Annotated in this window: 20 protein-coding genes, 1 tRNA gene and 2 pseudogenes; 11 read left to right on the forward strand and 12 right to left on the reverse strand. The window is 72.1% G+C overall.

What is annotated here, in order from left to right; all coding sequences use genetic code 11:
• The first annotated feature begins 139 nt into the window (after positions 1–139).
• The gene (locus tag P3T34_RS27385; protein ID WP_280668692.1) at positions 140–1,108 is read left to right on the forward strand and encodes a LuxR C-terminal-related transcriptional regulator; all 969 of its coding nucleotides are present in this window, start codon (positions 140–142) and stop codon (positions 1,106–1,108) included.
• A gap of 14 nt (positions 1,109–1,122) precedes the next feature.
• Here the strand turns inward: P3T34_RS27385 and P3T34_RS27390 are convergent, their stop codons facing one another.
• From P3T34_RS27390 to P3T34_RS27400, 3 genes and pseudogenes are all read right to left on the reverse strand, one after another.
• Entirely contained in the window at positions 1,123–1,554 is a 432-nt protein-coding gene (locus tag P3T34_RS27390) for a hypothetical protein (protein ID WP_280668693.1), read from the reverse strand.
• A gap of 148 nt (positions 1,555–1,702) precedes the next feature.
• Positions 1,703–2,566: pseudogene (locus tag P3T34_RS27395) on the reverse strand (cellulase family glycosylhydrolase); the annotation flags it as partial.
• A gap of 78 nt (positions 2,567–2,644) precedes the next feature.
• A complete protein-coding gene (locus P3T34_RS27400; RefSeq protein WP_280668694.1) occupies positions 2,645–3,262 on the reverse strand; it encodes a TetR/AcrR family transcriptional regulator in 618 nt (205 codons plus the stop codon).
• A gap of 146 nt (positions 3,263–3,408) precedes the next feature.
• On the opposite strand from P3T34_RS27400, the gene P3T34_RS27405 reads away from it, so the two are divergent.
• The gene (locus P3T34_RS27405; protein WP_280668695.1) at positions 3,409–4,659 is read left to right on the forward strand and encodes an acyl-CoA dehydrogenase family protein; all 1,251 of its coding nucleotides are present in this window, start codon (positions 3,409–3,411) and stop codon (positions 4,657–4,659) included.
• A gap of 21 nt (positions 4,660–4,680) precedes the next feature.
• Here P3T34_RS27405 and P3T34_RS27410 read toward each other — a convergent pair whose 3' ends face one another.
• Together P3T34_RS27410 and P3T34_RS27415 are read right to left on the reverse strand one after the other, a co-directional pair.
• Entirely contained in the window at positions 4,681–4,875 is a 195-nt protein-coding gene (locus P3T34_RS27410; protein ID WP_280668696.1) for a DUF1918 domain-containing protein, read from the reverse strand.
• A 104-nt stretch (positions 4,876–4,979) separates the two neighbouring features.
• Positions 4,980–5,795, reverse strand: coding sequence for an enoyl-CoA hydratase/isomerase family protein (locus tag P3T34_RS27415; RefSeq protein WP_280668697.1), 816 nt, complete (start codon positions 5,793–5,795; stop codon positions 4,980–4,982).
• Positions 5,796–5,871: 76 nt separating this feature from the next.
• On the opposite strand from P3T34_RS27415, the gene P3T34_RS27420 reads away from it, so the two are divergent.
• From P3T34_RS27420 to P3T34_RS27435, 4 genes and pseudogenes are all read left to right on the forward strand, one after another.
• Positions 5,872–6,363, forward strand: a complete 492-nt coding sequence (locus P3T34_RS27420) for an NUDIX hydrolase (protein ID WP_280668698.1) — start codon at positions 5,872–5,874, stop codon at positions 6,361–6,363.
• Between the two features lie 162 nt (positions 6,364–6,525).
• Positions 6,526–7,368: a nitrilase-related carbon-nitrogen hydrolase gene (locus tag P3T34_RS27425; protein ID WP_280668699.1), complete on the forward strand. Its 843-nt coding sequence runs from the start codon at positions 6,526–6,528 to the stop codon at positions 7,366–7,368.
• 11 nt (positions 7,369–7,379) lie between these two features.
• Entirely contained in the window at positions 7,380–8,789 is a 1,410-nt protein-coding gene (gene hydA, locus P3T34_RS27430) for a dihydropyrimidinase (protein ID WP_280668700.1), read from the forward strand.
• A gap of 12 nt (positions 8,790–8,801) precedes the next feature.
• Positions 8,802–9,819, forward strand: a pseudogene (locus P3T34_RS27435) (TIGR03842 family LLM class F420-dependent oxidoreductase).
• A gap of 188 nt (positions 9,820–10,007) precedes the next feature.
• On the opposite strand, the gene P3T34_RS27440 reads toward P3T34_RS27435, so the two are convergent.
• Positions 10,008–10,080: transfer RNA gene (locus P3T34_RS27440), tRNA-Arg, on the reverse strand.
• A gap of 615 nt (positions 10,081–10,695) precedes the next feature.
• Here P3T34_RS27440 and P3T34_RS27445 point away from each other — a divergent pair.
• From P3T34_RS27445 to P3T34_RS27465, 5 genes are all read left to right on the forward strand, one after another.
• On the forward strand, positions 10,696–11,643 hold the full coding sequence (locus P3T34_RS27445) for a single-stranded DNA-binding protein (RefSeq protein ID WP_280668701.1): 948 nt from the start codon (positions 10,696–10,698) through the stop codon (positions 11,641–11,643).
• 375 nt (positions 11,644–12,018) lie between these two features.
• Positions 12,019–13,227: a thioester domain-containing protein gene (locus tag P3T34_RS27450; protein WP_280668702.1), complete on the forward strand. Its 1,209-nt coding sequence runs from the start codon at positions 12,019–12,021 to the stop codon at positions 13,225–13,227.
• Positions 13,228–13,523: 296 nt separating this feature from the next.
• The gene (gene ettA / locus P3T34_RS27455; RefSeq protein ID WP_280668703.1) at positions 13,524–15,188 is read left to right on the forward strand and encodes an energy-dependent translational throttle protein EttA; all 1,665 of its coding nucleotides are present in this window, start codon (positions 13,524–13,526) and stop codon (positions 15,186–15,188) included.
• A gap of 123 nt (positions 15,189–15,311) precedes the next feature.
• Positions 15,312–15,755, forward strand: a complete 444-nt coding sequence (locus tag P3T34_RS27460) for a thioesterase family protein (protein WP_280668704.1) — start codon at positions 15,312–15,314, stop codon at positions 15,753–15,755.
• A 77-nt stretch (positions 15,756–15,832) separates the two neighbouring features.
• Positions 15,833–16,585, forward strand: coding sequence for a hypothetical protein (locus P3T34_RS27465; RefSeq protein ID WP_280668705.1), 753 nt, complete (start codon positions 15,833–15,835; stop codon positions 16,583–16,585).
• Positions 16,586–16,630: 45 nt separating this feature from the next.
• On the opposite strand, the gene P3T34_RS27470 is transcribed toward P3T34_RS27465, so the two are convergent.
• From P3T34_RS27470 to P3T34_RS27495, 6 genes are all read right to left on the reverse strand, one after another.
• Positions 16,631–17,581, reverse strand: a complete 951-nt coding sequence (locus tag P3T34_RS27470) for an ATP-binding cassette domain-containing protein (RefSeq protein ID WP_280672429.1) — start codon at positions 17,579–17,581, stop codon at positions 16,631–16,633.
• A 62-nt stretch (positions 17,582–17,643) separates the two neighbouring features.
• Entirely contained in the window at positions 17,644–20,625 is a 2,982-nt protein-coding gene (locus tag P3T34_RS27475; RefSeq protein ID WP_280668706.1) for a hypothetical protein, read from the reverse strand.
• Positions 20,622–24,017 (reverse strand): anti-sigma factor, encoded by a 3,396-nt coding sequence (locus P3T34_RS27480; RefSeq protein ID WP_280668707.1) that lies wholly within the window; start codon positions 24,015–24,017, stop codon positions 20,622–20,624. The genes P3T34_RS27475 and P3T34_RS27480 overlap by 4 nt, the downstream gene beginning before the upstream one ends.
• Before the next feature lie 175 nt (positions 24,018–24,192).
• Positions 24,193–24,597, reverse strand: coding sequence for a globin (locus tag P3T34_RS27485; RefSeq protein WP_280668708.1), 405 nt, complete (start codon positions 24,595–24,597; stop codon positions 24,193–24,195).
• Between the two features lie 78 nt (positions 24,598–24,675).
• The gene (locus P3T34_RS27490; RefSeq protein WP_280668709.1) at positions 24,676–25,770 is read right to left on the reverse strand and encodes an ABC transporter permease; all 1,095 of its coding nucleotides are present in this window, start codon (positions 25,768–25,770) and stop codon (positions 24,676–24,678) included.
• Positions 25,767–26,618, reverse strand: a complete 852-nt coding sequence (locus tag P3T34_RS27495) for an ABC transporter ATP-binding protein (RefSeq protein ID WP_280668710.1) — start codon at positions 26,616–26,618, stop codon at positions 25,767–25,769. The genes P3T34_RS27490 and P3T34_RS27495 overlap by 4 nt, the downstream gene beginning before the upstream one ends.
• Positions 26,619–26,643 lie beyond the last annotated feature (25 nt).

A 26,643-nucleotide genomic window follows, 5' to 3' on the forward strand; every position in this document is an offset into this window, starting at 1 on the left:
AAGGTGCTGACCGGGACCGGAACGCGACATGGCGGAAACATGTCATTCGATCAAGCTCTTGATTTCCGGTCTGGCGTGGCCCAGAGTCGGGCACGGGCCGGAACGGGACAACGGCCTTGACAGCGGGGGGTGGTGCCGGGTGGTGGAGCAGCGGACCGGACGATTCGCCGGGCTCGGCCTGGCCGCCGACCAGGAGCTGCTCTATGTGCACCTGCTCGGGATCTCCAGCGGTACCGCCCAGCAGCTGGGCGCCGCACTCGGCCTCGGCAGCGAGCGGGCCGCGGCGGCGCTGGCGGCGCTCGCCGCCCACGGGCTGGTCGAACGGCCGGGCGCGGAGGGCGGGTTGTGGAGCGCGACCGCGCCGGATGTGGCGCTGGAGGAACTGCTGCTGCGGCGCGAGGTGGAACTGCGGCGCACCCGGGGCCGGATCAACGAGCTGATGCGCACCTACCGCCGCTCACGGCCCGGTTCGCAGGCCGGCGAACTGGTCGAGATCATCAGCGGCCGGGAGTCCATCGCGGAGCTCTGGCGCACCCTCCAGCTGGGCGTGCGCCACCAGTTGCGGGTGATGGACAAGCCCCCCTACATCCAGCGCTCCGACCCCGCACTCGAACTCGCCACGCTGGCCCGGGGCGTGCGGATGTGCACGGTCTACGAGAGCCGGGTGCTGCGCGAGCCGGACCGGCTGGCCGAGATCTACCCGGTGATGGAGGCCGGTGAGCAGGCCCGGGTGCTGCCCGAACTGCCGCTGAAACTGGTGCTGGTGGACGACCGCTGGGCGCTGCTGCCGGTCAGCTCGGGCACCGAGCTGGAGAGCGTGCTGCTGGTCCGCCCGTCCTCGCTGCTCGACGCGCTGGCCGGGCTCTTCGAGCTCTACTGGTCGCGGGCCATGCGGATGCCCGCGCCGGACTCCGCCGAGCTGCCGCAGGACCGCCACCGCCAGCTGCTCACCCTGCTGGCCGCCGGGCTGACCGACGAGAGCATCGCGCGCCAGATGGGCGTCTCCACCCGTACCGTGCAGCGCTGGGTACGGGAGTTGATGGACCGCTTCGGTGCCCGCACCCGGTTCCAGGCCGGTATCCAGGCGGCCCGGGCCGACCTGCTCTAGGCACGGACCAGGACTCAGAGGGTCACGGTGACGGTGATCCGGGTGCCCGGGCGGGCGCGGGGGAGCAGGATCCAGGCGTGGCCGGGGCGGCTGGTGTCGACCACCGCCACGGGCGTTCCGGTGACCTGGACCCGGGCGCCCGGCGGGATCGCCAGTTCGGACCAACCGCCTTGGCCGGTGGTGAAGTCGAGCGTGTAGTCGGTGCCGTCGAAGGACTCGTCGAGTGGTTGGCCGGCCAACGCGACCGGGTACGGCTCGAAGGCCGGTCCGTCGCCCGGCGCCGGGCGGCCGTCGGGGCCGAGCGCGCAGTAACCGCCGGTGCCCTGGCACCAGTACCACATGGTCCAGCCGGTCGCGAAGCCGGACATCGCCACGACCTGGCGGGCCACCAGCTCGGTGTTGCCCGGGGTGCGGGAGTTCGGCGGACCCCACTCGCCGACCAGCACGGGCAGCCGATGGGCCTGCGGGTAGGCCGTGATGGCTGCGGTGTAGTTCTCGATGAAGCCGTCGGCGGGGGTTCCAGTCGGCGCCGTTCTCCACCGCGGTGTCGTAGAAGTGCGGCGCGTAGCCGATCCGCGGCCGGCCGGCCCGCGGATCCGTGAACCCGGGCAGCTGGGTCGGCACCCCCTGGCCGACCAGCACGGTGGGCTCGACGAAGAGCCAACTGCGGCTGTCCACCGAGCGGATGGCGCCGATCAGCCGCCGGTACATATCGGCCAGCCGGCCCTGTTCGAGGGCGGCGGAGGAGGCGGCCAGCACCGCCGGGTCGGTGGGGTCGCCGTTGATCGGGCCGAACGGCTCGTTGAACAGGTCGTAGCCCAGCAGCGAGCGGTGGCCGCGCAGTTGGCCGGCCAGCCAGCTGTAGAAGCCGGCCTGCCAGCGCCGCAGGTCGGCGTCGTCGTAGAGGTGGCGGAAGGCTGCCTGGACGGACGGTTCGAAGTAGCCCGCGAACCAGTCGGACGGGTCGGGCACGAACGGCAGCCCGTCGTCCCGGGTGGCCCAGATCGGGATGCCGCGGTCGCCGCCGCCGAACTCCGGTCCGTAGACGTCCTGGTGGAAGTCGATCAGGGCGAGCAGGCCGTAGCGGTCGGCCCAGCCCAGGAGTTGCTGGAGCTTGCCGAGTTCCACGCTGTCGTACTGGCCGCGGGCGGGCTCCAGGCGGTTCCAGGAGATCGCCACCCGCAGCAGGGTGAAGCCGTGTGCGGCGATCGAGCGGACGTCGGCCTCGGTGGTCTCGTCGTACTTGTCCACGTTGAAGCCGCGCAGTTGCAGGGTGCGGCCGGCCGGGTCGGTGAAGAGCGTGCGACCGTCCGAGGTGGTGGTCGTACCGGTGGGGAACTCGGCCTGGCTGCAGGCGGGTTGGCTGACCGCGGCGGTGGGGGCGGCGGCGCCGGTGGTGAGCACGGCGGCGACGGTCAGCGACAGGGCGGCGGCGGTTCGGCGGACGCGCACGGGCACCTCGCACGGGGCTGGGCGGTGGGGGAGCGCCGATCCTGCCCGATCGTCAGGGGGTGCACAAGGGTGCCCGCCGAAAGCTCAGGGGGCGCTCGGCGGCAGGGTGGCGGCCGGCAGTGGGGCGGCGGCGGCGAGCCGGCCCCAGAGCAGGTCGGCCAGCGCCTGCACCATCCGGGCCCGCGGGCAGGGGCGTTGCTCCAGCCACCAGTCCCCGGCCGCCAGCACCATCCCGGTGATGGCCCGACCCCAGGTCTCCGAGAGCAGCGGCGCGTCCGGTCCGAGGTCCACCTGGGCGGTCACCGCCCGGGTGATCTCGTCGGCGATCTGCCGCATCGCGGGCGCCAGCGCGTTGCCGACGCCGGTCGGGTCGCCCGCCTCGGGGTGGGTGAGCAACTGGTAGACCTGCGGCCGGGCTTCGATCCCGGCGAGGTAGGTGTCCAGGACGAGTTCCACGCGCTCGCGGCGCTCCAGGGGTTCGGCCAGCGCGGCGCGCATCGCGTCCAGCAGACCGGCGGTGTGCCGCGCGGTCAGGGCCTGGAAGAGGCCGTTGCGGTCGCCGAAGTGCCGGTAAAGGATCGGCTTGGTGATGCCGGCCTCGGCGGCGATGGCGTTCATGCTCGCCCCCGGGCCCTCCCGGCGCACCACCCGGTCGGCGGCGTTGAGCAGCTGCTCCCGGCGCGGTTCCTCCAAGGCTGCCACGCGACCCCCTCCGTGTTCCGTGCGCTCGTTGACATCCGTTACCTATCAGTAGCAGACTCCCACCGATGTTACCCGCGGTAACACCTGGCGGCGCGACCCTGATACCTCGCGACTCCGCTCTCCCACCCTTGACCCCTGGAGGCACCATGAGCCCCTTCTCCCTGGAGCTCGGCGAGGACCAGCTCGCCGTTCGCGACTGGCTGCACGGCTTCGCGGCCGACGTGATGCGCCCGGCCGCCGCGGAGTGGGACGAGCGTGAGGAGACCCCCTGGCCGATCATCCAGGAGGCCGCCAAGATCGGTATCTACTCGCTGGACTTCTACGCCCAGCAGTACTTCGACCCGTCCGGTGTCGGCATCCCGGTCGCCATGGAGGAGCTCTTCTGGGGCGACGCGGGCCTCGGTCTCGCCATCGTCGGCACCACGCTGGCGGCCGTCGCGGTGCTCGCCAACGGCACGGACGAGCAGATCGGCACCTGGGCGCCGCAGATGTTCGGCACTCCGCAGGACGTCAAGGTCGCCGCGTTCTGCTCCTCCGAGCCGGACGCGGGCTCGGACGTCTCCGCGCTGCGCACCCGGGCGGTCTACGACCAGGCCAAGGACGAGTGGGTGCTGAACGGCACCAAGACCTGGGCCACCAACGGCGGGATCGCCGCCGTCCACGTGGTCGTCGCCACCGTCGACCCGGCGCTCGGCGCGCGCGGCCAGGCCTCCTTCGTCGTCCCGCCCGGCACCCAGGGGCTCTCCCAGGGGCAGAAGTTCAAGAAGCACGGGATCCGTGCCTCGCACACCGCCGAGGTGGTGCTTGACAACGTCCGAGTGCCCGGGCACTGCCTGCTCGGCGGCAAGGAGAAGCTCGACGAGCGGCTCGCCCGGGCCCGTGAGCGGGCGGCCGGCGGCGGCGCTGCCAAGGCCGGTTCGGCTTCCGGTGCGGGGAAGAACGCGGCGATGGCGACCTTCGAGGCCTCCCGCCCGGCCGTCGGGGCCCAGGCCATCGGCATCGCACGGGCCGCCTACGAGGTCTCCCTCGACTACGCCAGGACTCGGGTGCAGTTCGGCCGCCCGATCATCGACAACCAGGGGGTCGCGTTCACCCTGGCGGACATGCGCACCCGGATCGACGCCGCGCGGCTGCTGGTCTGGCGGGCCTCCTGGATGGCCGCCAACCAGCAGCCCTTCACGGCCGCCGAGGGCTCGATGTCCAAGCTCTACGCGGGTGAGACGGCCAAGTGGGTGACCTCGCAGGCGATGCAGATCCTCGGTGGCAACGGCTTCACCCGTGAGTACCCGGTGGAGCGGATGCACCGGGACAGCGCGATCTACACCATCTTCGAGGGCACCAGCGAGATCCAGCGGCTGGTCATCGCGCGGACCATCTCGGGCCTGCCGATCCGCTGATCCGCTGAGCTGCCGATCCGCTCAGTCGCCGCTGGGGGTGTGTTCGACGATGCCGTCGGGGCCGGGGAAGACCAGCGCCTCGGTCCCGTCCTCGTACCTGACCAGGTACGGCGGCTCGCCGTCCGGCCCGCGTACCTCGATGATCTCGCCGGTGCGGTCGGCGACACCGACCGCGTTGCTGTGGATGTGCAACCGGTCGCCCACTGCTGCTGCCATGCCGGGGACTCCTTGCTGGTGAGGGGGACTGCTCCTGAGTGCATCTCACCAGAGAGCCGCCGGGTGCACGCCTCGCGTTACTCCGTACGGCAGCGTCGGCCGGGTCAGAAGAGCGGCTCCCGGCGCTCCAGGAAGGCCGCAAGACCCTCCCGGACGTCCGGCGTCCGGCGGGAGCGGTGCTCCCACTCGGCGAGGGCGGCGGCCGGGTCGTCCGACTCCAGCGCCGCCTTCGCCGCGCCGATCGTCTGCGGCGACCGCTTGGCCAGCAGCCGGGCGAACTCCAGGGCGCGGGAGTCCAGTTGATCGGCCGGGTGGACCTCGTCCAGCAGGCCGAACAGCTCGGCGCGCCGGGCGCTCACCAACTCACCCGAGAACAGCAGGTACTTGGCGCGGGCCGGTCCGACCAACCGGGCCAACCGGGCGGTCGGCACCGCCGGGTAGACCACGCCGAGCTTGGCCGGGGTGATTCCGAACCGGGCGTCCTCGGCACCGAAGCGCAGGTCGCAGGCGACCGCCAACTGGCAGCCCCCGCCCACGCAGGAGCCGTGCACCACGGCCAGCACGGGGTGCGCGAAGGCGGCCAGCGCCTGCTCGGCGGCGACGTTCTGCGCGTGGTAGGCGTCCGCCGCGGCGGCGTCGGCGTAGACCTCGGAGAGCTCGCCGATGTCCGCGCCCGCGCTGAACGTGCGCTGCGCGCCGGTGAGCAGCAGGGCGCGGATGCCCGGGTGGCGCGCCAGCTCGTCCAGCACGGCCGGCAGCGTGCGCCACATCGCCAGCGTCACCGCGTTGCGCCGCTCGGGCCGGTCCAGCACGAGCACCGCGACGCCGTCGCCCCGCGCGCCGTCGGGGACGTACGCCTGCAGGCCGGCGGCCCGGGCGGGAAGCGGGCCGCGGCCTTCGAGCAGGATCTGATCGGTCATGGTCCCCACTCTGCCACCCGCCCCCCGTGGTTGAATGCCCGAGCCGGTGCCCGCCCACCCGAGGAGTCGATCGACCATGGCCGAAGAGCCCCTGCTGCCCCGCGATCGATGGCTGGCCTCGCTGGAGCGCTCCTACACCGCGGCGGGCACCCTGCTCACCGACGAGGCGGGTCGGATCCTGGTGCTCAAGCCCAACTACCGCCCCGGCTGGCAGTTCGCGGGCGGCACTGTGGACAGCGGCGAGGACGCCTATGAGTGCGCCCGGCGCGAACTGCTGGAGGAGACCGGTCTGCGGATCGAGCCCGGCCGCCTGCTGGTGGTCTCCTGGACCCACCCGTCCGATCAACTCGAGCACCCCGCCGTCAACTTCCTCTTCGACGCCGGATCGGTTCCGGTCGGCACGCCGATCGCGCTGCAGGAGTCGGAGCTGGAGGAGTACCGCTGGGTCGAGCCCGAGGAGGCGATGGTCCTGGTCGGCCCGGCGCGCGAACTGCGTCTGCGTGCCGCCCTCGCGGCCCGCGCGGACGGCGAGGTGCGGATCGTCTCCTCGGTGATCAGCGGCATCTGAGCCCGGCCGCTCCCGGCCACGCGCAGAAACGCAAGCGCTGCGTACCGTTACCGCGTGGCGCTTCCAACTCGCCCACCCGCACTCCTACTCTCAGCCTTTCAGGGCTGCCGCGACCGCGGTCGCGTGCCCTGACTTCGCCGGGCTGACCGAGGAGACGTGCCCATGAGCCGAGTTGTACGTGCTGCCCTCTTCCAGACCGCGTGGACGGGCGACGCGGAGTCGATGGTCGCGGCCCACGAACGGGCGGCCCGGGAGGCCGCCGCCCAGGGCGCGCAGGTGATCGGATTCCAGGAGGTCTTCAACGCGCCGTACTTCTGCCAGGTGCAGGAGGCCGAGCACTACCGCTGGGCCGAGCCCGTGCCGGACGGCCCGACGGTGACCCGGATGTCCGCACTGGCCCGGGAGTTGGGCCTGGTGATGGTGATCCCGGTCTTCGAGATCGAGCGCCCGGGCTTCTACTACAACACCGCCGCCGTGATCGACGCGGACGGCTCGTACCTCGGCAAGTACCGCAAGCACCACATCCCGCAGGTCAAGGGCTTCTGGGAGAAGTACTACTTCAAGCCCGGCAATCTGGGCTGGCCGGTCTTCGAGACGGCCGTCGGCAAGGTCGGCGTGTACATCTGCTACGACCGGCACTTCCCCGAGGGCTGGCGGGCGCTCGGCCTGGCCGGCGCCGAGATCGTCTACAACCCGTCCGCGACCAGTCGCGGACTCTCCGCCTACCTCTGGCAGTTGGAGCAGCCCGCCGCCGCCGTCGCGAACGAGTACTTCGTCGCGGCGATCAACCGGGTCGGCGTCGAGGAGTACGGCGACAACGACTTCTACGGCACCTCCTACTTCGTGGACCCGCGCGGGCAGTTGGTCGGTGCGGCGGCCTCGGACCGGGCGGAGGAGCTGGTGGTCCGCGACCTCGACCTGGCGCTGATCGACGAGGTCCGCCAGCAGTGGGCCTTCTACCGCGACCGCCGGCCGGACGCCTACCGCCCGCTCACCGAGGCCTGAGAGGAACTGCCATGACCCGTACGGTGATTCGCAACGGCCTGGTGATCACGGCGGCCGAGGAGAGCGCGGCGGACGTGCTGATCGAGGGCGAACGGGTGGTCGCCCTCGCCAGCACCGGCAGCACGGTCGCCGAGGGCTGGACCGCGGACCGGGAGATCGACGCGGCCGGCCACTACGTCATCCCGGGTGGCGTGGACGCGCACACCCACATGGAGCTGCCGTTCGGCGGCACCGCCGCCTCGGACACCTTCGAGACCGGCACCCGCGCCGCCGCCTGGGGCGGCACCACCACCATCGTCGACTTCGCGGTGCAGAGCGTCGGCGCCGCGCTGCGCGAGGGCCTGGACGCCTGGCACGCCAAGGCGCAGGGCCGGTGCGCGATCGACTACGGCTTCCACATGATCATGTCGGATGTCACCGAGACCAGCCTGCGGGAGATGGACCAGCTGGTCGAGGAGGGCGTCACCTCCTTCAAACTCTTCATGGCCTACCCGGGCGTCTTCTACAGCGACGACGGCCGGATCCTGCGCGCCATGCAGCGCAGCGCCGGCAACGGCGGCCTGATCATGATGCACGCCGAGAACGGCATCGCCATCGACGTGCTGGTCGAGCAGGCGCTGGCCGCCGGGCGGACCGACCCGCGCTACCACGGCGAGGTGCGCCGCGAGTTGCTGGAGGCCGAGGCGACCCACCGGGCCGTCAAGCTCGCCCAGGTGGCCGGCGCGCCGCTGTACGTCGTGCACGTCTCGGCGGCCTCGGCGGTCGCCGAGGTGGCCGCCGCCCGCGCGCAGGGCCTGGACGTCTTCGGCGAGACCTGCCCGCAGTACCTCTTCCTCTCCACCGACAACCTCGCCGAGCGCGGCGCCGACGGCTTCGAGGGCGCCAAGTACGTCTGCTCGACGCCGCTGCGCCCGCGCGAGCACCAGGAGGCGCTCTGGCGCGGCCTGCGCACCAACCAGCTGCAGGTGGTCTCCACCGACCACTGCCCGTTCTGCTTCGCCGGGCAGAAGGAGCTCGGCCGCGGCGACTTCTCGAAGATCCCCAACGGCCTTCCGGGGGTGGAGAACCGGATGGACCTGCTGCACCAGGCCGTGCTGGACGGACACCTCACCCGGCGCCGCTGGATCGAGATCGCCTGCGCCGCCCCCGCGCGGATGTTCGGCCTCTACCCGCGCAAGGGCACCATCGCGCCCGGCGCCGACGCCGACCTCGTGGTCTACGACCCGGCGGCGCAGCAGACCCTCTCGGCCGCCACCCACCACATGAACGTCGACTACTCGGCGTACGAGGGCCGGCGGATCACCGGCCGCGCGCGCACGGTGCTCTCGCGGGGCGCCGTCGTCGTGGACGGCGGCGCCTACCTCGGCCGTCCCGGCCACGGCCGCTACCAGCCCCGGGCCACCTGCCAGTTCATCTCCTGAAAGGTGCACGCCGTGGACATCGGCCTCGTGCTCCAGACCGATCCGCCCGCCGACCTGCTGGTGGAGCGGATGCGCCGCGCCGAGCAGGCGGGATTCACCCACGGGTGGACCTTCGACTCGGTGGTGCTGTGGCAGGAACCGTTCGTCATCTACAGCCGGATCCTGGCCGCCACCGAGCGGCTGCGGGTCGGCCCGATGGTCACCAACCCCGCCACCCGCACCTGGGAGGTGACCGCCTCGCTCTTCGCCACCCTCAACGACATGTACGGCAACCGCACCGTCTGCGGCATCGGCCGCGGCGACTCGGCGATGCGGGTGGCCGGGCGGCAGCCCGCCCACACTGGCCCGGCTCGGCGAGGCCATGCACGTCGTCAAGGAGCTCGCCGAAGGGCGCGAGACCGAGCTGGACGGCACCGCCGTGCGCATCCCCTGGGTGCGGCCCGGCGCCCGGCTGCCGGTCTGGATGGCCGCGTACGGGCCCAAGGCGCTCGCGCTGGCCGGCCGGCAGGCGGACGGGTTCATCCTGCAGCTCGCCGACCCCTACCTGGTCGAGTGGATGGTCAAGGCGGTCCGGACGGCGGCCGCCGAGGCCGGCCGCGACCCGGACGCCGTCACGGTCTGCGTCGCCGCCCCCGGGTACGTCACCGCCGACGACTCACCGCAGGCGCTCGCGCACGGCCGCGAGCAGTGCCGGTGGTTCGGCGGCATGGTCGGCAACCACGTCGCCGACCTGGTCGCCCGGTACGGCGAGCACTCCGGGATGGTGCCCGAGGCGCTCACCGGGTACATCAAGGACCGGCACGGCTACGACTACAGCCACCACGGCCGCGCCGGGAACCCGGACACCGCCTTCGTCCCCGACGAGATCGTGGACCGCTTCTGCCTGATCGGCCCGCCCGCGGCACACCGCGCCAAGCTGGCGCAGCTGCGTGAGCTGGGCGTCGACCAGTTCGCCGTGTACGCCATGCACGACGCGGTCGAGGCCACCATCGACGCGTACGGCGCGGAGGTCATCCCGCTGCTGGGCTAGCTGCTGGGCCAATTGCGCATTAGCCGCAGATAGCCGAAATCGCCCGCTACGGACCGCTCCCAGCCGGACACTAAAACGTTCAACGATGGGTGCGGGAGGGGTCCACTGGTCCGGGGCCAATGGCTCCGATAGGCCCCTGAACTGCGAAAACGGCCCATCGATCGGTTTCGATCGACGGGCCGTCGCGGTGCCCCCGGCAGGACTCGAACCTGCGGCCAAGTGCTTAGAAGGCACCTGCTCTATCCGCTGAGCTACGGGGGCGGGGCGGGCGTGGGGCCCGGGGCTTCCCGTGCCTATTCCCATGGGGACCGGTTCGGGTTGCTTGGACCCTAGACCTGTCGGGGACAGGATAAGGGTGCGCCGGCGCCTCTCTTGGCTTTCGGCTGGTGCAGCTGGTGTGTCGACCGCGAGAGAGCGGTCTGATAATCGCAGGTGGAGGGTCTGAGCGCAGCGCTCCGGGCCACCCGGGGACCGGACGTTGTGCAGTCGTTACGGCGCTGTCTCCTCACCCGTTATGGATGTGGGGCGGCGGTTGCGGGGCGTGCCGGGAAGGTGACGGTTGCGGAGTGTCGGATGGGGCTGGATTTCGGTTCCTCCGGTCGGATGAAGTGGACAGAACGCCTTCGGGGCCACTCGTTCAGGGGTTGCGGCAGTGCTGGCGAGGACATGCCCGAAGGGGACTTGTCATGGACGCTGAATGTTTGAGTGGCGAGTCGATGGGCCGTCCGGGCAGGTTATCTGCCATAAGCGGGAAAAGTTATCCACATGGGCCAGTTATCCACAGGAAAAAAGAATTTCTCCCACTCCTGGACAAGAGGCGCGATGCTCACTTCTGGCGGCGTGAAAGGCAGCCTGGTGCGAAAGTGAGGAAACGTCATGAATGAGACGTTGGTGACGATGATCGGCAATGTGGCGTCCCCGGTGAGCTACGGGCAGACGTCCGCCGGGGTCCCGATGGCCAACTTTCGGTTGGCGGCCACCGAGCGTCGCTATGACCGGGCGCGCGGTGACTGGGTCGACGGGGACACCAACTGGGTGACGGTGGTCGCCTGGCGCTGGCTGGCGGCGAATGTGGTGAGTTCGGTGGGCAAGGGGGATCCGGTCGTGGTCAGCGGCCGGTTGCGGATCAGGGAGTGGGAGGAGGGCGGCAAGCGGCGGTCGGCCGTCGAGATCGACGCCCGCGTGGTGGGGCACGACCTCGGGCGGGGCACCTCGGCGTTCCGCTGGGCGGTGCGGGGGCGACCGGAGTTGGCGGGGGTGGGGGTCGGGGTCGGGGTTGGCGCCGGCGCCGGCGCCGGTCCGGGTGCGGTGGGGGCGGCTGTGGCCGATGCGGGGGAGTTCGGCTCGGGCGGCGTCGGGTTGGCGGCCGTCGAGGCGGGCGGGTGGTCGAAGCCGGATCGCGGTGCTGGGCGGTTCGGTGACGAAGCGCCGGTTCGCCAGAGCGTGATGCCGCTGGGGGAGGCGGTGCCGGAGTGGATCGTGGCGGCGGTGCAGAAGCGTCGGGCGGATGAGGCGCAGCGGGCGGGAGCCGCGGGTGGGGGCGGGGGCGATGACCGTGGCGGTGGCGGCAGTGGCGCAGCGTCAGCAGCCGCCTTGGCGGGCGGATCCGTCGAGTGCGTCGAGCCCGCCGAGCCCGGTGAAGTGCTCGCTTCGGCCCGGGTGATGCCGCAGCCTGGGTTCCCGGCGGCGCGCCCTGCGCGTCGGGTCCCAGCGGCGACCGCTCGCCGCTCCCGGGGCGCAGCGCCGCAGGCGGGGCGGGCTGCCGGGTCGGCCGAGCCGGCGGTGGCGGCTCGGCTGGAAGAGGAGGAGGCGATCACCGTTTGACCACCTTTCACGCGCCAGTTGAGCGCAGTCTGATCGCCGGCCGGGTGTGAACTGAACGTGCGAAGCTACTGCTTGTTGCACCAGGCGCAATGGGGGAGCTCGGAGAGTCGATAAAGTGACGAAAAGCTGGCACACCGTCAGCATCCCGTCGCAACCCCAGGCTTGATAACAATTCCGATACGGAATCGTCATCGTTTGACACAGACGTTTGCACGCCCCCCTCAATCAATATGATGCGTCTGGTTCACATCAGTGCAGCAGCGCCACACGGAGCGCGAAAATGCGCGGCGGGCCGTCAGGGCGCGGCCCTGCCCGGAGGGGTAACAGTCAATGTTCCACATGCAACGGCGGGGAATCTCCCGCATAGCCACTGTCATGCTCGCGTCGAGTGTGGTGGTCGGCAGCGGCCTCGCGATGGCGGGTGCGGCCATCGCGGACACCGGCACGGGTACCGGTTCGGGCGCGGTGGCAGTCCTGCACAACCCCGAGCTGATCGCAAACAACTACGGCCAGATCACCGTCAACGGGCGACCTGACAACGAGGGTGGCCTGATCCAGCTCGACACGGACGCCAAGAACGGCAAGTTCCTGGAGACCTACTGCATCGACCTCGGCAACGAGACGCAGTCGGGGGCGAAGTACCAGGAGACCGACTGGTCGAACATCTCGCTCGGCAACCCGGACGAGGGCGGCAAGGACCCGAAGAAGGCGGGCAAGGTGCTCTGGATCCTCCAGAACTCCTACCCCCACATCACCGACCTGAAGGCCCTCGCCTCGGAGGCCGGAGTCGAGAGCCTCACCACCGCTCAGGCGGCGGCGGGCACCCAGGCGGCGATCTGGACCTTCTCCGACGACGCGGTCGCGGTGCCGAAGGACAGTGCCGCCAATGGCCTCACGCAGTACCTGATCAAGACGGTGAACGACCCGAAGACGGTCCTGACGTCCGAGCCGGCGCCGTCGCTCTCGCTGACGCCGGGCACGGTCAAGGGCAGCGCCGGTGCGCAGCTCGGCCCGATCACCGTCAACACCACCGGTGACCAGGTCGACGTCTCGCTCGACGCGGCGGCGAACAAGTCGGGTGTGGTCCTGACGGACGCCTCCGGCAACGTGCTGACCGGTGCGGACGGCCACCTGCTCAAGCCGGCCAAGGCGAACGACAAGTTCTTCGTGAAGGCTCCGGCGGCCGCGGCCGCCGGCAGTGCCACGCTGAACGCGTCGACCTCCACCACGGTCGAGCTGGGCCGGGCGTTCATCAGCCAGCACTACACCGTCGCCAACCACAGCCAGACCCTCATCCTGGCCGGCAACTCGAACGACACCGTGCAGGCCACCGCCAGCGCGAGCTGGACCGCGGCCGGCGCCTCGACGAGCCCGACCCCGTCCGCCTCGGCGAGCACGCCGGCCGGCGCCAAGCCGAGCACCCCGGTCGCCTCGGCCAGTGCGAGCACCCCCGCGGGTGGTCTGGCGTTCACCGGTGGCGGCAGCCAGGCCCCGATGATCGCCGGCATCGCCGGTGCGCTCGTGGTGGCCGGCGGTGGCGCGGTCTTCATGATGCGCCGTCGTGGTCGTCACAGTGCTGCCTGAGGCAGCCGAGCGACGTAGCTGAACCCGGTGGGCCCGGGTCGCCCCGCCCTTCGCGGTGGGGCGGCCCGGGCCACCGGCGTTCCGGGACCGGACAGCACGGGACAGCACGGGACAGCACGGGACAGCATGGGACAGCATGGGAGAGCACGGGAGACCCGGGGGCAGCGGCGGGGGCCGGTAAGGGGGTCAGGCAGTATTAAGGAGTTCGGGTTGGCAGTCCCAGTGCGGCACAATGGAACGCTGCAAGCCTGAATACTCCTTGACTTACCCCCTCGACGACGCCGGAGCGATCTCACGTGGCGGAATTCATCTACACCATGCGCAAGGTGCGCAAGGCACACGGCGACAAGGTCATCCTTGACGACGTGACGCTCAACTTCCTCCCCGGAGCGAAGATCGGCGTTGTCGGCCCGAACGGCGCCGGTAAGTCCACCGTGCTGAAGATGATGGCCGGCCTGGAGCAGCCCTCCAACGGAGAGGCCTACCTCTCGCCCGGCTACAGCGTCGGCATGCTCCTGCAGGAGCCCCCGCTCGACGAGTCCAAGACGGTGCTGGAGAACGTCCAGGACGGCGTCAAGGAGGTCAAGGCCCAGCTCGACCGGTTCAACGAGATCGCCGAGCTGATGGCGACCGACTACTCCGACGCGCTGCTCGACGAGATGGGCGTGCTCCAGGAGAAGCTGGACCACGCCAACGCCTGGGACCTCGACGCCCAGCTCGAGCAGGCCATGGACGCGCTGGGCTGCCCGCCCGGCGACTGGCCGGTCACCAAGCTCTCCGGTGGTGAGCGCCGTCGCGTGGCGCTCTGCAAGCTCCTGCTGGAGGCCCCCGACCTGCTGCTCCTCGACGAGCCCACCAACCACCTCGACGCCGAGTCGGTGAACTGGCTGGAGCAGCACCTGGCCAAGTACGCCGGCACCGTCGTGGCGGTCACCCACGACCGGTACTTCCTCGACCACGTCGCCGAGTGGATCCTCGAACTCGACCGCGGTCGCGCTTACCCGTACGAGGGCAACTACTCCACGTACCTGGAGACCAAGCAGTCCCGTCTCAAGGTCGAGGGCCAGAAGGACGCCAAGCGTGCCAAGCGGCTCAAGGAAGAGCTCGAGTGGGTCCGCTCGAATGCCAAGGGCCGCCAGGTCAAGTCGAAGGCCCGTCTCGCCCGCTACGAGGAGATGGCGGCCGAGGCCGACAAGATGCGGAAGCTGGACTTCGAGGAGATCCAGATCCCGCCGGGCCCGCGCCTGGGCAACATCGTCGTCGAGGTCAACAATCTCTCGAAGTCCTTCGGCGAGAAGATCCTGATCGACGACCTCAGCTTCACCCTGCCGCGCAACGGCATCGTCGGCGTGATCGGCCCGAACGGCGCCGGCAAGACCACGCTGTTCAAGATGCTGCTCGGTGAGGAGACGCCGGACAGCGGCAGCATCAAGATCGGCGACACGGTCAAGACCAGCTACGTCGACCAGAGCCGCGCCAACATCGACCCGCAGAAGTCGCTGTGGGCCGTGGTCTCGGACGAGCTCGACTGGATCAACGTCGGCCAGGTCGAGATGCCCTCGCGGGCCTACGTCTCGGCGTTCGGCTTCAAGGGTCCGGACCAGCAGAAGCGGGCCGGCATCCTCTCCGGCGGTGAGCGCAACCGCCTCAACCTGGCGCTCACCCTCAAGCAGGGCGGCAACCTGCTGCTCCTCGACGAGCCCACCAACGACCTCGACGTCGAGACGCTCTCCTCGCTGGAGAACGCCCTGCTGGAGTTCCCGGGCTGCGCCGTGGTCATCTCCCACGACCGCTGGTTCCTGGACCGGGTGACCACCCACATCCTCGCCTACGAGGGTGAGAGCAAGTGGTTCTGGTTCGAGGGCAACTTCGAGTCGTACGAGAAGAACAAGATCGAGCGGCTGGGCGCCGACGCGGCCCGCCCGCACCGCGCGACCTACAAGAAGCTGACCCGCGGCTGATCGGCTGACCGGCCGCACAGCAGGGAGCAGTACCGGCCCGGCAGGGCGCCTGGAGAAGGCGGCCTGCCGGGCCGACGCCCGTCATCTGTGAAGTACCTCAGCGAAGTGAGAAGGAGAACTGTCGTGGCACGCCACATCTACGCCTGCCCGATGCGGTGGTCCGACATGGACGCCTTCGGTCACGTCAACAACGTGGTCTTCCTGCGCTACCTGGAGGAGGCCCGGATCGACTTCATGTTCACCCAGGCCGCCGAGGCCGGTGCGGGGGAGTTCGCGGGCGGCTCGGTGGTGGCCCGCCACGAGATCGACTACAAGCTTCCGCTGGTGCACCGCCCGACGCCGGTGACCATCGAGACCTGGGTGACGAGGATCGGCGGCGCCTCGGTGACGGTGGCCTACGAGGTGAAGGACACCGACGCCGACGGTACCGAGCGGGTGTATGTCCGGGCCTCCAGCGTGGTCGTGCCCTACGACCTGGCGGCGGGTCGACCGCGGCGGATCAGCGCGGTCGAGCGGGAGTTCCTCAGCCGCTTCCTGGTGGACCAGGAACTCCGGGCCGCGGCCTGACGTCCTGCGCCACCCCGCCACCTCCTCAGCCCGTACCGAGCCGCTCTCCGCCCGTACCGAGACGAAGTGAGCTTCCTGTGAACAGCACCGCCCGGCTGGCCCTCGCCGACCCCGCGGAAGCCGCCGACCTCGGAGGCTTCCTGGCGCGACTGCTGCGCTTCGACCGTGCGGCGGCGGTCCGGCTCCAGGCGGTCCGATCGGCCGCTCAGCAGGTCGGCGGGCAGCAGGGCGGCGAGCACCCGGGCGGCGAGCAGCAGAGCAGTGAGCAGACAGGCGTGCTGGCCGTGTTCGGACGGCTGCCGCTGGGGACGTCCGGCGCCGTCGCGGTCCGTACCGCGCGGCTGACCGACCTCGCGCAGGCGGCCGACCTCACCGTCTCGGCCGGCCAGTTGCTGGAGGGCGTGGACGAGGCGACCGGCGCGGTCGCGCTGCCGGCCCCGGTGACCGGACCGGCGTGGGCGGGGCTGCTCCCGCCGCGCACCGGCTGGCGCCCGCTCGGCGAGCTCGGGGCCGACCAGGTGATGCCGCAACTGATGGCCGCTGTGCGGGAGTTCAAGGAGCGCAGCGCGGCGGTCCCGGAGCAGCACCGGAGCCGGCAGGTGCTCGACGCGCTGGCTGACGAGATCTGGTCCCGTCCGCTGCTGGCCGTGCCCGAGCTGCCGCTGCGCGCCGCCCACGCGGCCTATGTGATCGGTTTCCTGCACCCGGGCGCGCCGCTGTCCGCGCACCGCGCGGGGAGCTGGCTGCGCCTGAACGCCCCGAACGGCTCGGTAGCGGTGCGGGCCGCGGCGGCCCCGGGCGCCGGCCTCGGCCTGACGCCCCTGCTCTGACGCCCCCACTCTGAGCCGACTGTGCTCTGAACCGACAGCGCCCGGCTACTTGTTGTGCGGGTGCACGGTGATGTGGTCGGGCGTCAGGTTGAGCGCCACGCGGTGCTCGATGCCCAGCGCCTCCAGGAACTCCTTCGGCAGCTGGACGCGCCCGCTGCGGTCGAGCATGGCGAACTCGGTGGCGGTGGTGGTCTCGGTGCCGTCGGTGTCGGTGAGCGTGTGCCGCAGGATCTCGGTGCTGGTGCGTCCGTCGCGGATGGCGATGGTGCGGCGGACCTCCGAGGCGACCATCGGGTCGTGGGTGACGATCACCGTGGTGGTGCCGAGCTCCTTGTTGACGGTGCGGAACGCCTCGAAGATGCCGTGCGCGGTCTCGGTGTCGAGTTCGCCGGTGGGCTCGTCGGCCAGCAGCAGCAAGGGGTTGTTGGCCATCGCGACGGCGATCGCGACGCGCTGCTGCTCGCCGCCGGAGAGCTGGGCGGGCCGGCGGTGCGCGAGGTGCCCGATGCCGAGGGTCTCCAGCAGCCGGCCGGTGCGCGCGGTGCGCTGCTTGGTGACGCCCGGGCTGCGGCGTTGGCCGTTGAGCTGCATCGGCAGAGTGATGTTCTGCGCGGCGGTCAGGAAGGGCATCAGGTTGCGGGCGGTCTGCTGCCAGACGAAGCCGACGGTGTGCCGGCGGTACTCCAGACGCTGGCGGGGCGTCATCCGCAGCAGGTCGTGGTCGTCGACCGTGGCGGTGCCCGCGGTGGGGCTGTCCAGGCCGGCCAGGATGTTGAGCAGTGTCGACTTCCCGCTGCCGGAGGAGCCGACCAGGGCGATCAGGTCGCCCCTGGCCACCGTGAGGTCGAGGCCCTGGAGGGCCTGCACCTCGACGTTGTCGGTGCTGTAGATGCGCACCACGCGGTCGCAGCTGATGATGGCGTCGACGTCGGGGACGGGGGAGTTGCGGGCGCGTCGGGCGCGCTCCTGGAGCTCCTGGTAGCTGGGGTCGGCCATGCTGGGGTCGGCCGCGCTGGGGTCAGTCGTGCTGGCGTCGGCCGTGCTGGCGTCGGGGGCGGTCACGCCTGTTCACCTGCTCTCAGTTCGGTGTTGATCTGCCGTCGTCCCGAGATCGCGGTCTCGGCGAGGATGGCCAGGGTGGCCAAGGCGGCCAGTGCCAGGGCCTGCCAGGCCACCGGCAGCAGCGCCAGTCGCAGACCGCCGGTCACCGCGGCGCCGTCCATCATCGACAGGTCGATGGACTGGCCGAGCAGCGGAACGGTCAGGCAGGCGATCGCGGCCCCGGCCAGGGCGGCGAGCAGGGCCTGCGGCAGCGCCTCGATCAGGATCAGTACGACGCCCTGCCGCGGCCGCAGGCCCATGGTGCGCAACCGGGCCAGCAGCGCGGCCCGTTCGGGCGCGGCCCGGAGCAGGGTCAGCAGCAGCGCCAGGACGGTGAAGCCGGCCGCGCCGCCGACCGAGCCCCAGAACAGCCTGGTGGCCGAGCGCTCCAGCGGGCCTGCGCTGAGCTCCCGGGAGTAGGCCGCCCGGGTCAGGATGGTGTACGAGGAGTCGGAGTACGCCTCGTCAAAGGACGGCTTGCCGGGCTGGCTGGTCGTCGGGACCTTCGACGGGTCGCCGCCGGCGTTGGCGAGCGCCGCCGCGTCCGCCGGCGGGGCCGGCCGGGTGCTGTCGAGCTTCGTCAGCAGTGCCCGCAGCGTGCCGGCCTCGATGCCGTTCCCGATTCCGAACCAGGTGTTGGGGGCGTCCCACATGGGCTTGGCGCTCGGCAGCTGGCGCAGCACGGCCGGTCCGGAGAGCACCAGCACCTGCCGGTCACCGCCGCCGCCCGGCAGCGCGGGTGAGCCGTTCACGGTGCCGACCACCTTGAGGCTCAACCGCCCTGCGGCCGAGGGCAGATCCGTGAAGTTGAGGTCGTCGCCCAGCCGCGCGGCCAGCGCCGGGGTGGCCAGCGCGGCCACCGGATCGCCGGGCGCCGCACCGGCGTCGCTCAGCAGCGCCGGGTCGAAGCGGCCGATGCCGATCGACCGGGTCAGCGCGCTGTAGGTCGTCGGGTCGACGATCACCATGGTCACCCCGGGGACCGAGCCGACCGGGGCCAGCCGGTCGACCACCGCGGTGCTGCCGCCCCGCACGCCGGGCAGCGCGGCCGCCGCCGCGGCGAAGCCGGCCGGCAGTCCGTCCGGTCGTACGGCCTCCACCTGGGCGTCCCCGCCCACGAGTTGGCGCACCGCCGTGGTCCGTCCGGCGTCGGCCGAGGAGAGCACGGTGACGCCGAACCCGGCCGTGGTCACCGCGAGCAGCAGGGCCAGCAGCGGCAGCACGGTCGGCGCGCGATGCCCGCTCCCCGAGCCGCGGGTGGCCCGGGCCAGGCCGAGGAAGCCGATCGCGCCGGATCCCCGTCGTGCCCAGCGCGCGGCGGGCACGACCAGCAGCGGGAAGACCCGGGCCAGCAGCACCGCCCCGGACAGCGCCAGCAGCAGCGGGGCGGCGCTCAGCAGCAGGTCGAGGCTGGTCCCGGGGGCGGCCGCGCCCCGGCGGCGCACTGCCAGCACGGCCGCCGCGGTCACCGCCAGCACGGCGAGCTCGGCGATCACCCGTCGCGGATCGCCGATCCGCAGCCGGGAGCCGCGCCGCCGACCGGCGCCGCCCGCGGCTCCCGCGCTGCTCGCACCGCGGCGCAGCCGGGCGCCCCAGAGCTGCCCGACGGCACGCAGCGGGAACGCCAGCAGCGCGATCAGGCCGACCGCGGCCCCGGCGCTCACCGCCGCCGTCCAGCGCGCGGTGGGCAGCAGCCGCAGCGCGAGCAGGGTGCCCGCCAGCGCGGACGGCAGCACCACCAGCGCGCTCTCGGCGAGCAGCCGCCCGCCGAGGCCGCGCAGCGAACCGCCGCGGGCCCGGGCCAGGTTGAGCTCGGCCCGGCGCCGGTCGCCGGCCAGACCGGCGGCCAGCAGCAGCACCACCAGGGCGACGGCCGCGGCGCCCAGCGGCCCGATCGCGTAGAGCGCGGCCGCTGCCGACTGCTCCTGCTGGGCCTGGGTCAGCAGGGAGGGCAGCATCGAGGTCAGGTGCAGCCCGGGGACGCCGGACTGCGTGGGCAGGGCGTCCGCGTGCGCGCCGTCCAGGGCCGAGGAGAGCACCGCCTGCGCCTGCGCCAGCCGGTGGGCGGGCAGGCCGTCCGAGGCGGCGGGGATCTGCCAGAAGAGCTCCGCGTCGCTCTGCCAGCCGGTCAGCGAGGGCAGCTGGGCGGCACCGACCAGGGCGGTCACACTCCAGTAGAGCATCGGCGGCTGCTGGCCCTTGGAGTCGAGGCAGGGGCTGAGCAGGCACGGGGGCGTGGCGCTCCAGAAGGTGCTTCCGGCGTCGGTGGGCTGGAAGATCCCGACCACCACGGCCTGGATCGGCGGGGCGCCGTCGGGCGTCGGCGAGGCGGTGTGCAGCACGGCGCCCACCGTGACGCCGAACCGGTCGGCCGTCGCCTTGGGCAGCGCGATCTGGTAGCTGCTGGTGAACCCGCCCGCGTCGATGGCCGGCGGGTCGCTCGGCAGCTTCCCGGCCACCAGGCGGACGTGGTCGGCCTGGCCCTGCAGATAGACCAGGTTCAGCTCGGGGGGAAGGAGGTCGGGACGCGGTAGCGCGGGGTCGGTCAGGTCTCGCGAGCCGAGGGTGCGCCCGCCCATGGCGTCCTGGTCGGCCGGCGCCGGGCGCAGCGGCGCGTCGAGGTCGCCCCGGATCGCCTGCGCGGCCCGGGTCAGCTGGGCATCGCTGTAGTACGCGGCCACCGCGGCGGGCGACACGTCGCCGGACGAGCGGTCCATCGTGGCGCGGCCGACCAGGCTGCGGGAGAGCGGCGACCCGGAGCTCAGCAGGCCGCTGACCACGTGGTCGGCGTCGCGGTCCAGGGTCCGCGGGAAGGCGGCGGCCAGGAAGGAGCTGCCGAGTACCAGGGCGGCCAGCAGCAGCGCGGCGAGCCGGCTGGTGCGCAGCCGCGTCCACACCCAGGGCGCGGCGGCCCGCGGGGAGCGGTTCAGCGGGTTCACGTGTCCTCCGAGTAGCGCAGCCGGGCGGCGGTGTCGGCGGCTCGGGTCGGTTTCAGAACGGCCCGCGCGGTCAGCAGGACCGGCAGCGCGGCCACCGCGAGCATCAGCAACGCGACCTGGACAAACGGCAGTTGGACCAGTACGGGGGGCACCGGTCGGTGGGCGGTGGGGGTGAGCACCAGCGGCGGCACCACCAGGCGGACCAGCAGGGAGCCAAGACCCAGGCCGATGCCGAGCCCGAGCGCGATCACCAGCGCCTGCTCGACGGCGGTGGTGCGGGCCAGCCGGCGTTGCGGGGTGCCCAGGGCGCGCAGCACCGCGAACTCCGCGGCCCGCTCGCCCGCCGCGCCGGCCGCCCCGGCGGCGAAGCCGATCGCGGCGAGCACGGCGGCGGCCGCGCTGAGCGCAAGCAGGGCGCTCTGCGGGCCCGCGCCCAGCGGGTCCGTGCGCAGCGCGGTGGCCTGCTCGCTGTCGACCTGGAACTGCGCCGAGGCGCTGCCGGCGCGCAGCGCGGCGGCCGCCCGGGCGGGCAGTGGGTCGTCCGGGCCGGTGCCGGGCAGCCACCACTCGTTCGGGGTGAGCGGTGACTGCCCGGCGGCCGCGGTCACCCGGTCGATCGACGCCAGGTCGGCGACCAGCGCCGCATTGGTGCCGCCGGCCTCTTCGCCGTTCAGCGTCGGCAGGCTGGTGACGGCGCTCACGATGTGCAACCGCAGGTTGCTGAGGCCGAGTTGGACGGGCACGGTCTGGCCGACCGAGGTGCCGGTGGCGCGCAGGTAGTCCTGGGTGGCCACCGCGTCCACGACGGTGGGGGCGGGCGGTGGGGTGCCGTCGGGGCCGGCCGCCGTGATCACGGCGGTGGTGGTCTGGCCGATGTCGCCGTAGCCGGTGCTGTAGTCGAGTCCGAGCAGCACCGTCGAGGTGGTGTCGCCCAGGTGGGCGCTGGTGTCCTGGGGCTTGGGCGCGAGGATGACCGGGTTGCCGTTGGCGTCGGTGCCCACCGGGACCGGCCCGCGGGGCGGGGCGATGCTCTGTGCCGACCAGCGGAAGTCGGCCGGAACGGCGGCCGCGGTGGCCGGCCCGCTCGGGGTGTCAGCGGTGGCGATCCGGCGCACCGTCAGGCTCTGGGTCACTCCGCCGTCCTGGTCCTCGGCGTACGAGACCTGCATGCCGGTCAGGGTGAGCGGGTAGGCGGCCGCGCCGAGCGGCAGGCCGAGGGCGTCGCCGAGGTCGACCGAGACGGTGGCCTGGTCGTCCTGCGGGAGGGTGGGGACCAGGACTTCGTACGGCACGCCGAACCGGTCGCGCAGCTCCAGGCGCAGGCTCGGGTGGTGCGGGTCGCCGCCGGGTGGCAGGTCCGTGTTGGTGGTGGGGCCGTGCGCCTTGATCTGTACCGAGACGTCCAGGTCGATGCGGACCGGCTTGCCCGGCAGCACCAGGCCGGCGGCCGAGCCGGTGGGGGCCGGCGCGGCCAGCGGCCCGAGCAGCTGGGCCGGAGTGCGGCCACCTGTCAGGTCCGGTCGCACCCGCAGGTAGCGGGCGGCGTCCGCGGTGTCCAGGGCCAGCAGTTGGCCGCTACGGCCGTCCTTGAGCGGGAGCTGCTGACGGGAGACCGGCACCAGCCGCTGGCCGCCGGGCAGCGCGGCGAGCAGTCCGCCCTGGCCGAGCGAGGGCAGCGCGATGTCGGTCACCCGCAGGCCGCCGGCCGTCGCGTTGTCGGCCTGGTCGCGCTGCGAGCGGCTCAGCGAGGCGCTCTGGCCGAGCGCCAGCATGCCCATCGCGACGGCCAGCACCAGCAGCAGCACCGGTCCGGCCTGCCGGCTGGGCCGGCGGGCGAACTGCCAGCCGGCCAGCGCGGCGGCCAGCCCCCGGCCGCGGGTGGCCAGCCGCTCGCCGATCCGGGCCGCGAACGGCAGCAGCCGCAGCACCAGCAGGGTGCCGGCGCAGAGCGCCAGGGTGGGTGCGGTGACCAGGACCGGGTCGACGCCGAGTTGTCCGCCGGTGTCGGCGGACAGCCCGCCACCGCTGTAGTGCGCCAGCTGGAGGTAGGCCAGTACGGCGAGCGCGATCAGGGCCAGGTCGGCGCCGGAGCGGGCCAGGCCGGAGACCAGCGCCTGGCGCCGACCGGCCCGCCGCAGCGCGACGGTGGCGGCCGCGCGCAGCAGGGTGGGGGCCAGCACCGCGAGCACGCAGCCGCAGCCGACGGCCAGCGACACGGCCCAGGAGCCGACCGAGAGCCCGCTGCCGAGCCGGACCCCGGCGCGGGCCAGCGGCCCGTACGTGTCGAGCAGGCGCAGCAGCGGCGGTGTGAGCAGCGGGCCGAGCAGGGCGGCCGGCAGCGCGAGCAGGGCGGCTTCGGCGGCGCTCAGCGCGACCAGCCGGCCGCGCGCCGCGCCGCGGGCGGTGAGCAGCGCGTTCTCCGCCTGCTGCCGCTCGGCCAGCAGGCGGGTGACCAGGATCAGTGCGGCCCCGGCCAGCACCACCAGTTGCAGCGCGTCGATCACCAGGGTGGACCGGGCCACCAGCAGGTCGGCTCGCAAGTCGTCGATGGCGGCGGGCAGTTGGGTGGTGGCCTTGAGGCCGTAGTTGCTCTGGGCGTTCGCCGTCGCGGCGCTCGCCCGGTCGCGCAGGGCGCCGAGGTCGGCCGCCCCGATCCGGCCGAAGTCCGCGCTGATCAGCCAGTTCAGGTCGTGCTGGACGACCGCCCCGCTGGTGAAGGCGCTGTCGTCGGTGAGCATCGGTCCGTACGAGGTGAAGCCGTTGAGCTGCTCGCCGTGGCCGCCGAGCGGATCCAGCTGCCAGTACGGGTCGCCGGTGTCCAGCGGGCGGTAGCTGCCGGTCACCGTGATGTCGACGGCGGCGTCGGTGTAGCGGTCGGTGAGCCGCAGCTTGGCGGGCAGTGCCTGCTGCTTCAGGCCGAGCCTGGGCAGAGCGACATCGGGCACGGCGACCTCGGTGGCGGCGCCGGCGGTGACCGGCGCGGGCCAGTGCCCGGAGGTCAGCTTGACGCGGCCGCGGTCCAGCGCGGCGAGCATCGTGAGGTCGGGGTAGGGATTGGCCTGGTCGGCCGCGCCCGCCGAGGGCAGCGCGAGCGGGTTGCTGACGGCGAGTTCGCTGATCTCGGCGGCTCGGCTGCCGAAGATCTCGGTGGCGAGCTGACGCGCCTTCGGATCCACCGCCGCCCGCCCGGACAGGTCCGTGCTGACGTTGGCCAGGACGGTCGACCGGGCCCGGTCGCGGGTGGTCAGCGCCTGGCGCAGGCCCGCGTCGCCGACCCCGCCGTTGAAGGCGCTGAGGGCGCCGAGCACCCCCGCAGTGAGCAGGATGGTGAGTAGTGCGGCAGCGGCCAGTGCCAGTCGGCTCCGCAGCCTGCGCAGGACGAAGCCGCCCACGATGCCCTCCCCCGAATGTCCTGGGGTGCTCGAAATCGGCACAGCGGCAAACCTGAGCGCGCTGTCGTGCGGAGATCGAACACCGGATATCGGGCGATGCTGTCAGACTGCGAACACCCTGGGAAGGGTCGGCAAAGAGAATGTCCTATCGGGCAATTCGCGCCGGGCTGATTTCTTACTCAGCGGAGTTGACCATCGACGCTGCGGCGTAACTGAGGTAGTCCCACAACTGCCGCTCGGCCTCCGGTGCGAGCGCCAACTCGTCCACCGCGACCCGCATATGGCGAAGCCAGGCATCGTGCGCGGCGCGGTCGACCTTGAACGGTGCATGCCGCATTCGCAGGCGCGGGTGACCGCGTTCCTCGCTGTAGGTGCGCGGGCCGCCCCAGTACTGCATCAGGAAGAGGACAAGCCTTTCCTCGGCCGGCCCGAGATCCGCCTCGGGATACATCGGCCGCAGCAGTTCGTCCGCCGCCACCCCCTGGTAGAAACGGTGCACCAGCCGGCGGAAGGTGGGCTCGCCGCCCACCGAATCGAAGAAGCTCTCCTCGTGCAGCGTGCCATGCCGGATCTCGTTCACCCGACCATCGTCGCAGACAGCCGCGGGGCCGTACACCGGGACTTCCGGCCTACGACCCCGCTGGTGTTCGGGATGGGACTACGCGTCGTCCCAGCTGAAGAAGCGCGAGGCGATCAGCGTCATCACGGCGGCGAAGGCGAGCAGCCCGCCCATCGCCGGCAGCACGTCCATCAGCCCGCCGCCGCGGGTCAGCACCGACTGCGCGGAGGTGACCAGATAGTGCAGCGGGAAGATCTTCGACAGGCCCTGCAGCCACCCCGGCGAGTTGTCCAGCGGGAAGAAGGACCCGGAGAGGAAGGACATCGGCAGGATGACCAGCTGATTGATCCCGTTGGCCGCCTCCTCGGTCTTCGCGAAGGAGCCGGTGACCAGACCGATCGACATGAAGGCGATGGTCGCGCAGAGCACCAGCGGGACCACCAGCCACCAGTTGCCGCTCAGCTTCAGACCGAACATCGGTGTGGTCGCCACCACCAGGAAGATCGCGGTCTGGGCCAGCGCGACCAGCAGGCTGACCGCGACCCGCGAGCCGACCACTGCCGCCGCGCTCACCGGTGCCAGCCGCAGCCGGCGGAGCACCCGCTTCTTGCGCCAGTTCACCAGGGTGAGCGAGGCGCCGAAGATCGCGCCGCTGGCGATCGCCCAGCCGAGCAGGCCCGGGGTGAGGAACTGGATCGGCTTGAGCGCGTTGTCCTCGACCTGGGCCGTGCTCAGCCGGAACTTGGCCGGTTGGCCGGTGGCGTCCTGGTTCGCCGACTGCACGAAGGAGTTCATGATGTTCTGCACGGCGCCGGCCTTGACCTGGTCGGAGGCACTGAAGTGCAGCAGCGGCTGACCGTCCGGACCGTCCTCGATCAGGGCGTCCAGGGTGCCCTTCTTCACCGCCTCCAGGCCGGCCGCCTCGTCGGTCACCTTGGTGATGGTGAACACGCTGTCGAGTCCGGCCCGTTGCTGGCCCTGCAGCTCGTCCAGCACCTGGACAGGACCGAACTGGGCGACCTTGAGGTGCGAGGTGCCGGAGCTCTTGAAGAGGAAGCCGAACATCACCAGGAAGATCAGCGGCATCAGCAGCACGAAGAAGAGCGCCATCCGGTCCCGGACGAACGACACGATCATCACGCGCGACAGGTTGAGGAAGGCGCTCGCCCGTTCCTTCTCAGGGGTGGCGCTCATGCGCGGTACTCCCGTCCGGTCAGGTGGAGGAAGACGTCCTCCAGCGTGGCGCCGCGCACCTCGAGGCCGCGCAGCGCGCTCCGATCGGCCAGCACGGCCAGGATCGGTCCTGGCACCTTGGTGGAGAGCGAGAGCGAGACGCCGTTGTCCTCCAGGTTGGCGATCTCCCCGCCCGCCGCGGTGAACAGCTCGCGTGCCGTGTCGGCGGAGAGCTGGCCGGACTCCACGCTGACCCGGACGGTGTCGTCCAACTCCCGGACCAGCGCCGCCGGTGCGCCGGTGCGCAGCACCTTGCCGTGGTCCATCACCGCGACGCGGTCGCAGAGGATCTCCGCCTCGTCCAGGTAGTGGGTGGTCAGCACCACCGTGCGGCCCTCGGCGTTGATGTCCCGCAGCAGGTCCCAGAGGTTGCGGCGGGCCTGCGGGTCAAGACCGGTGGTCGGCTCGTCCAGGAAGACCAACTCGGGATCGTGCGCCAGCGCGCAGGCGATCGAGAGCCGCTGGGCCTGGCCACCGGACATCTTGTCGGTCAGGACGGCAGCGGAGTCGGTCAGTCCGACCCGCTCCAGCATCGCGTCCGCCCGCTTGGGGCCGACGCCGTAGAAGGAGGCGAAGGTGCGGATGGTCTCGCGTGCCGTCAGTTTGTCGAAGAAGGCGGAGGCCTGGAACTGCACGCCGATCCGCGGCAGCAGTTTGCTGTTGCGCGGCCAGGGCGCCATCCCCAGCAGCTCCACCCGGCCCTCGTCGGGCTCGCGGATCCCCTCCAGGATCTCCAGTGTGGTGGTCTTGCCCGCCCCGTTGGGGCCCAGCAGACCGTAGAACTCGCCAGTCTCGACGGAGAGTGACACTCCGTCGACAGCCTGGACATCCCCG

The organism is Kitasatospora sp. MAP12-44, from assembly GCF_029892095.1.
Lineage (GTDB): Bacteria > Actinomycetota > Actinomycetes > Streptomycetales > Streptomycetaceae > Kitasatospora.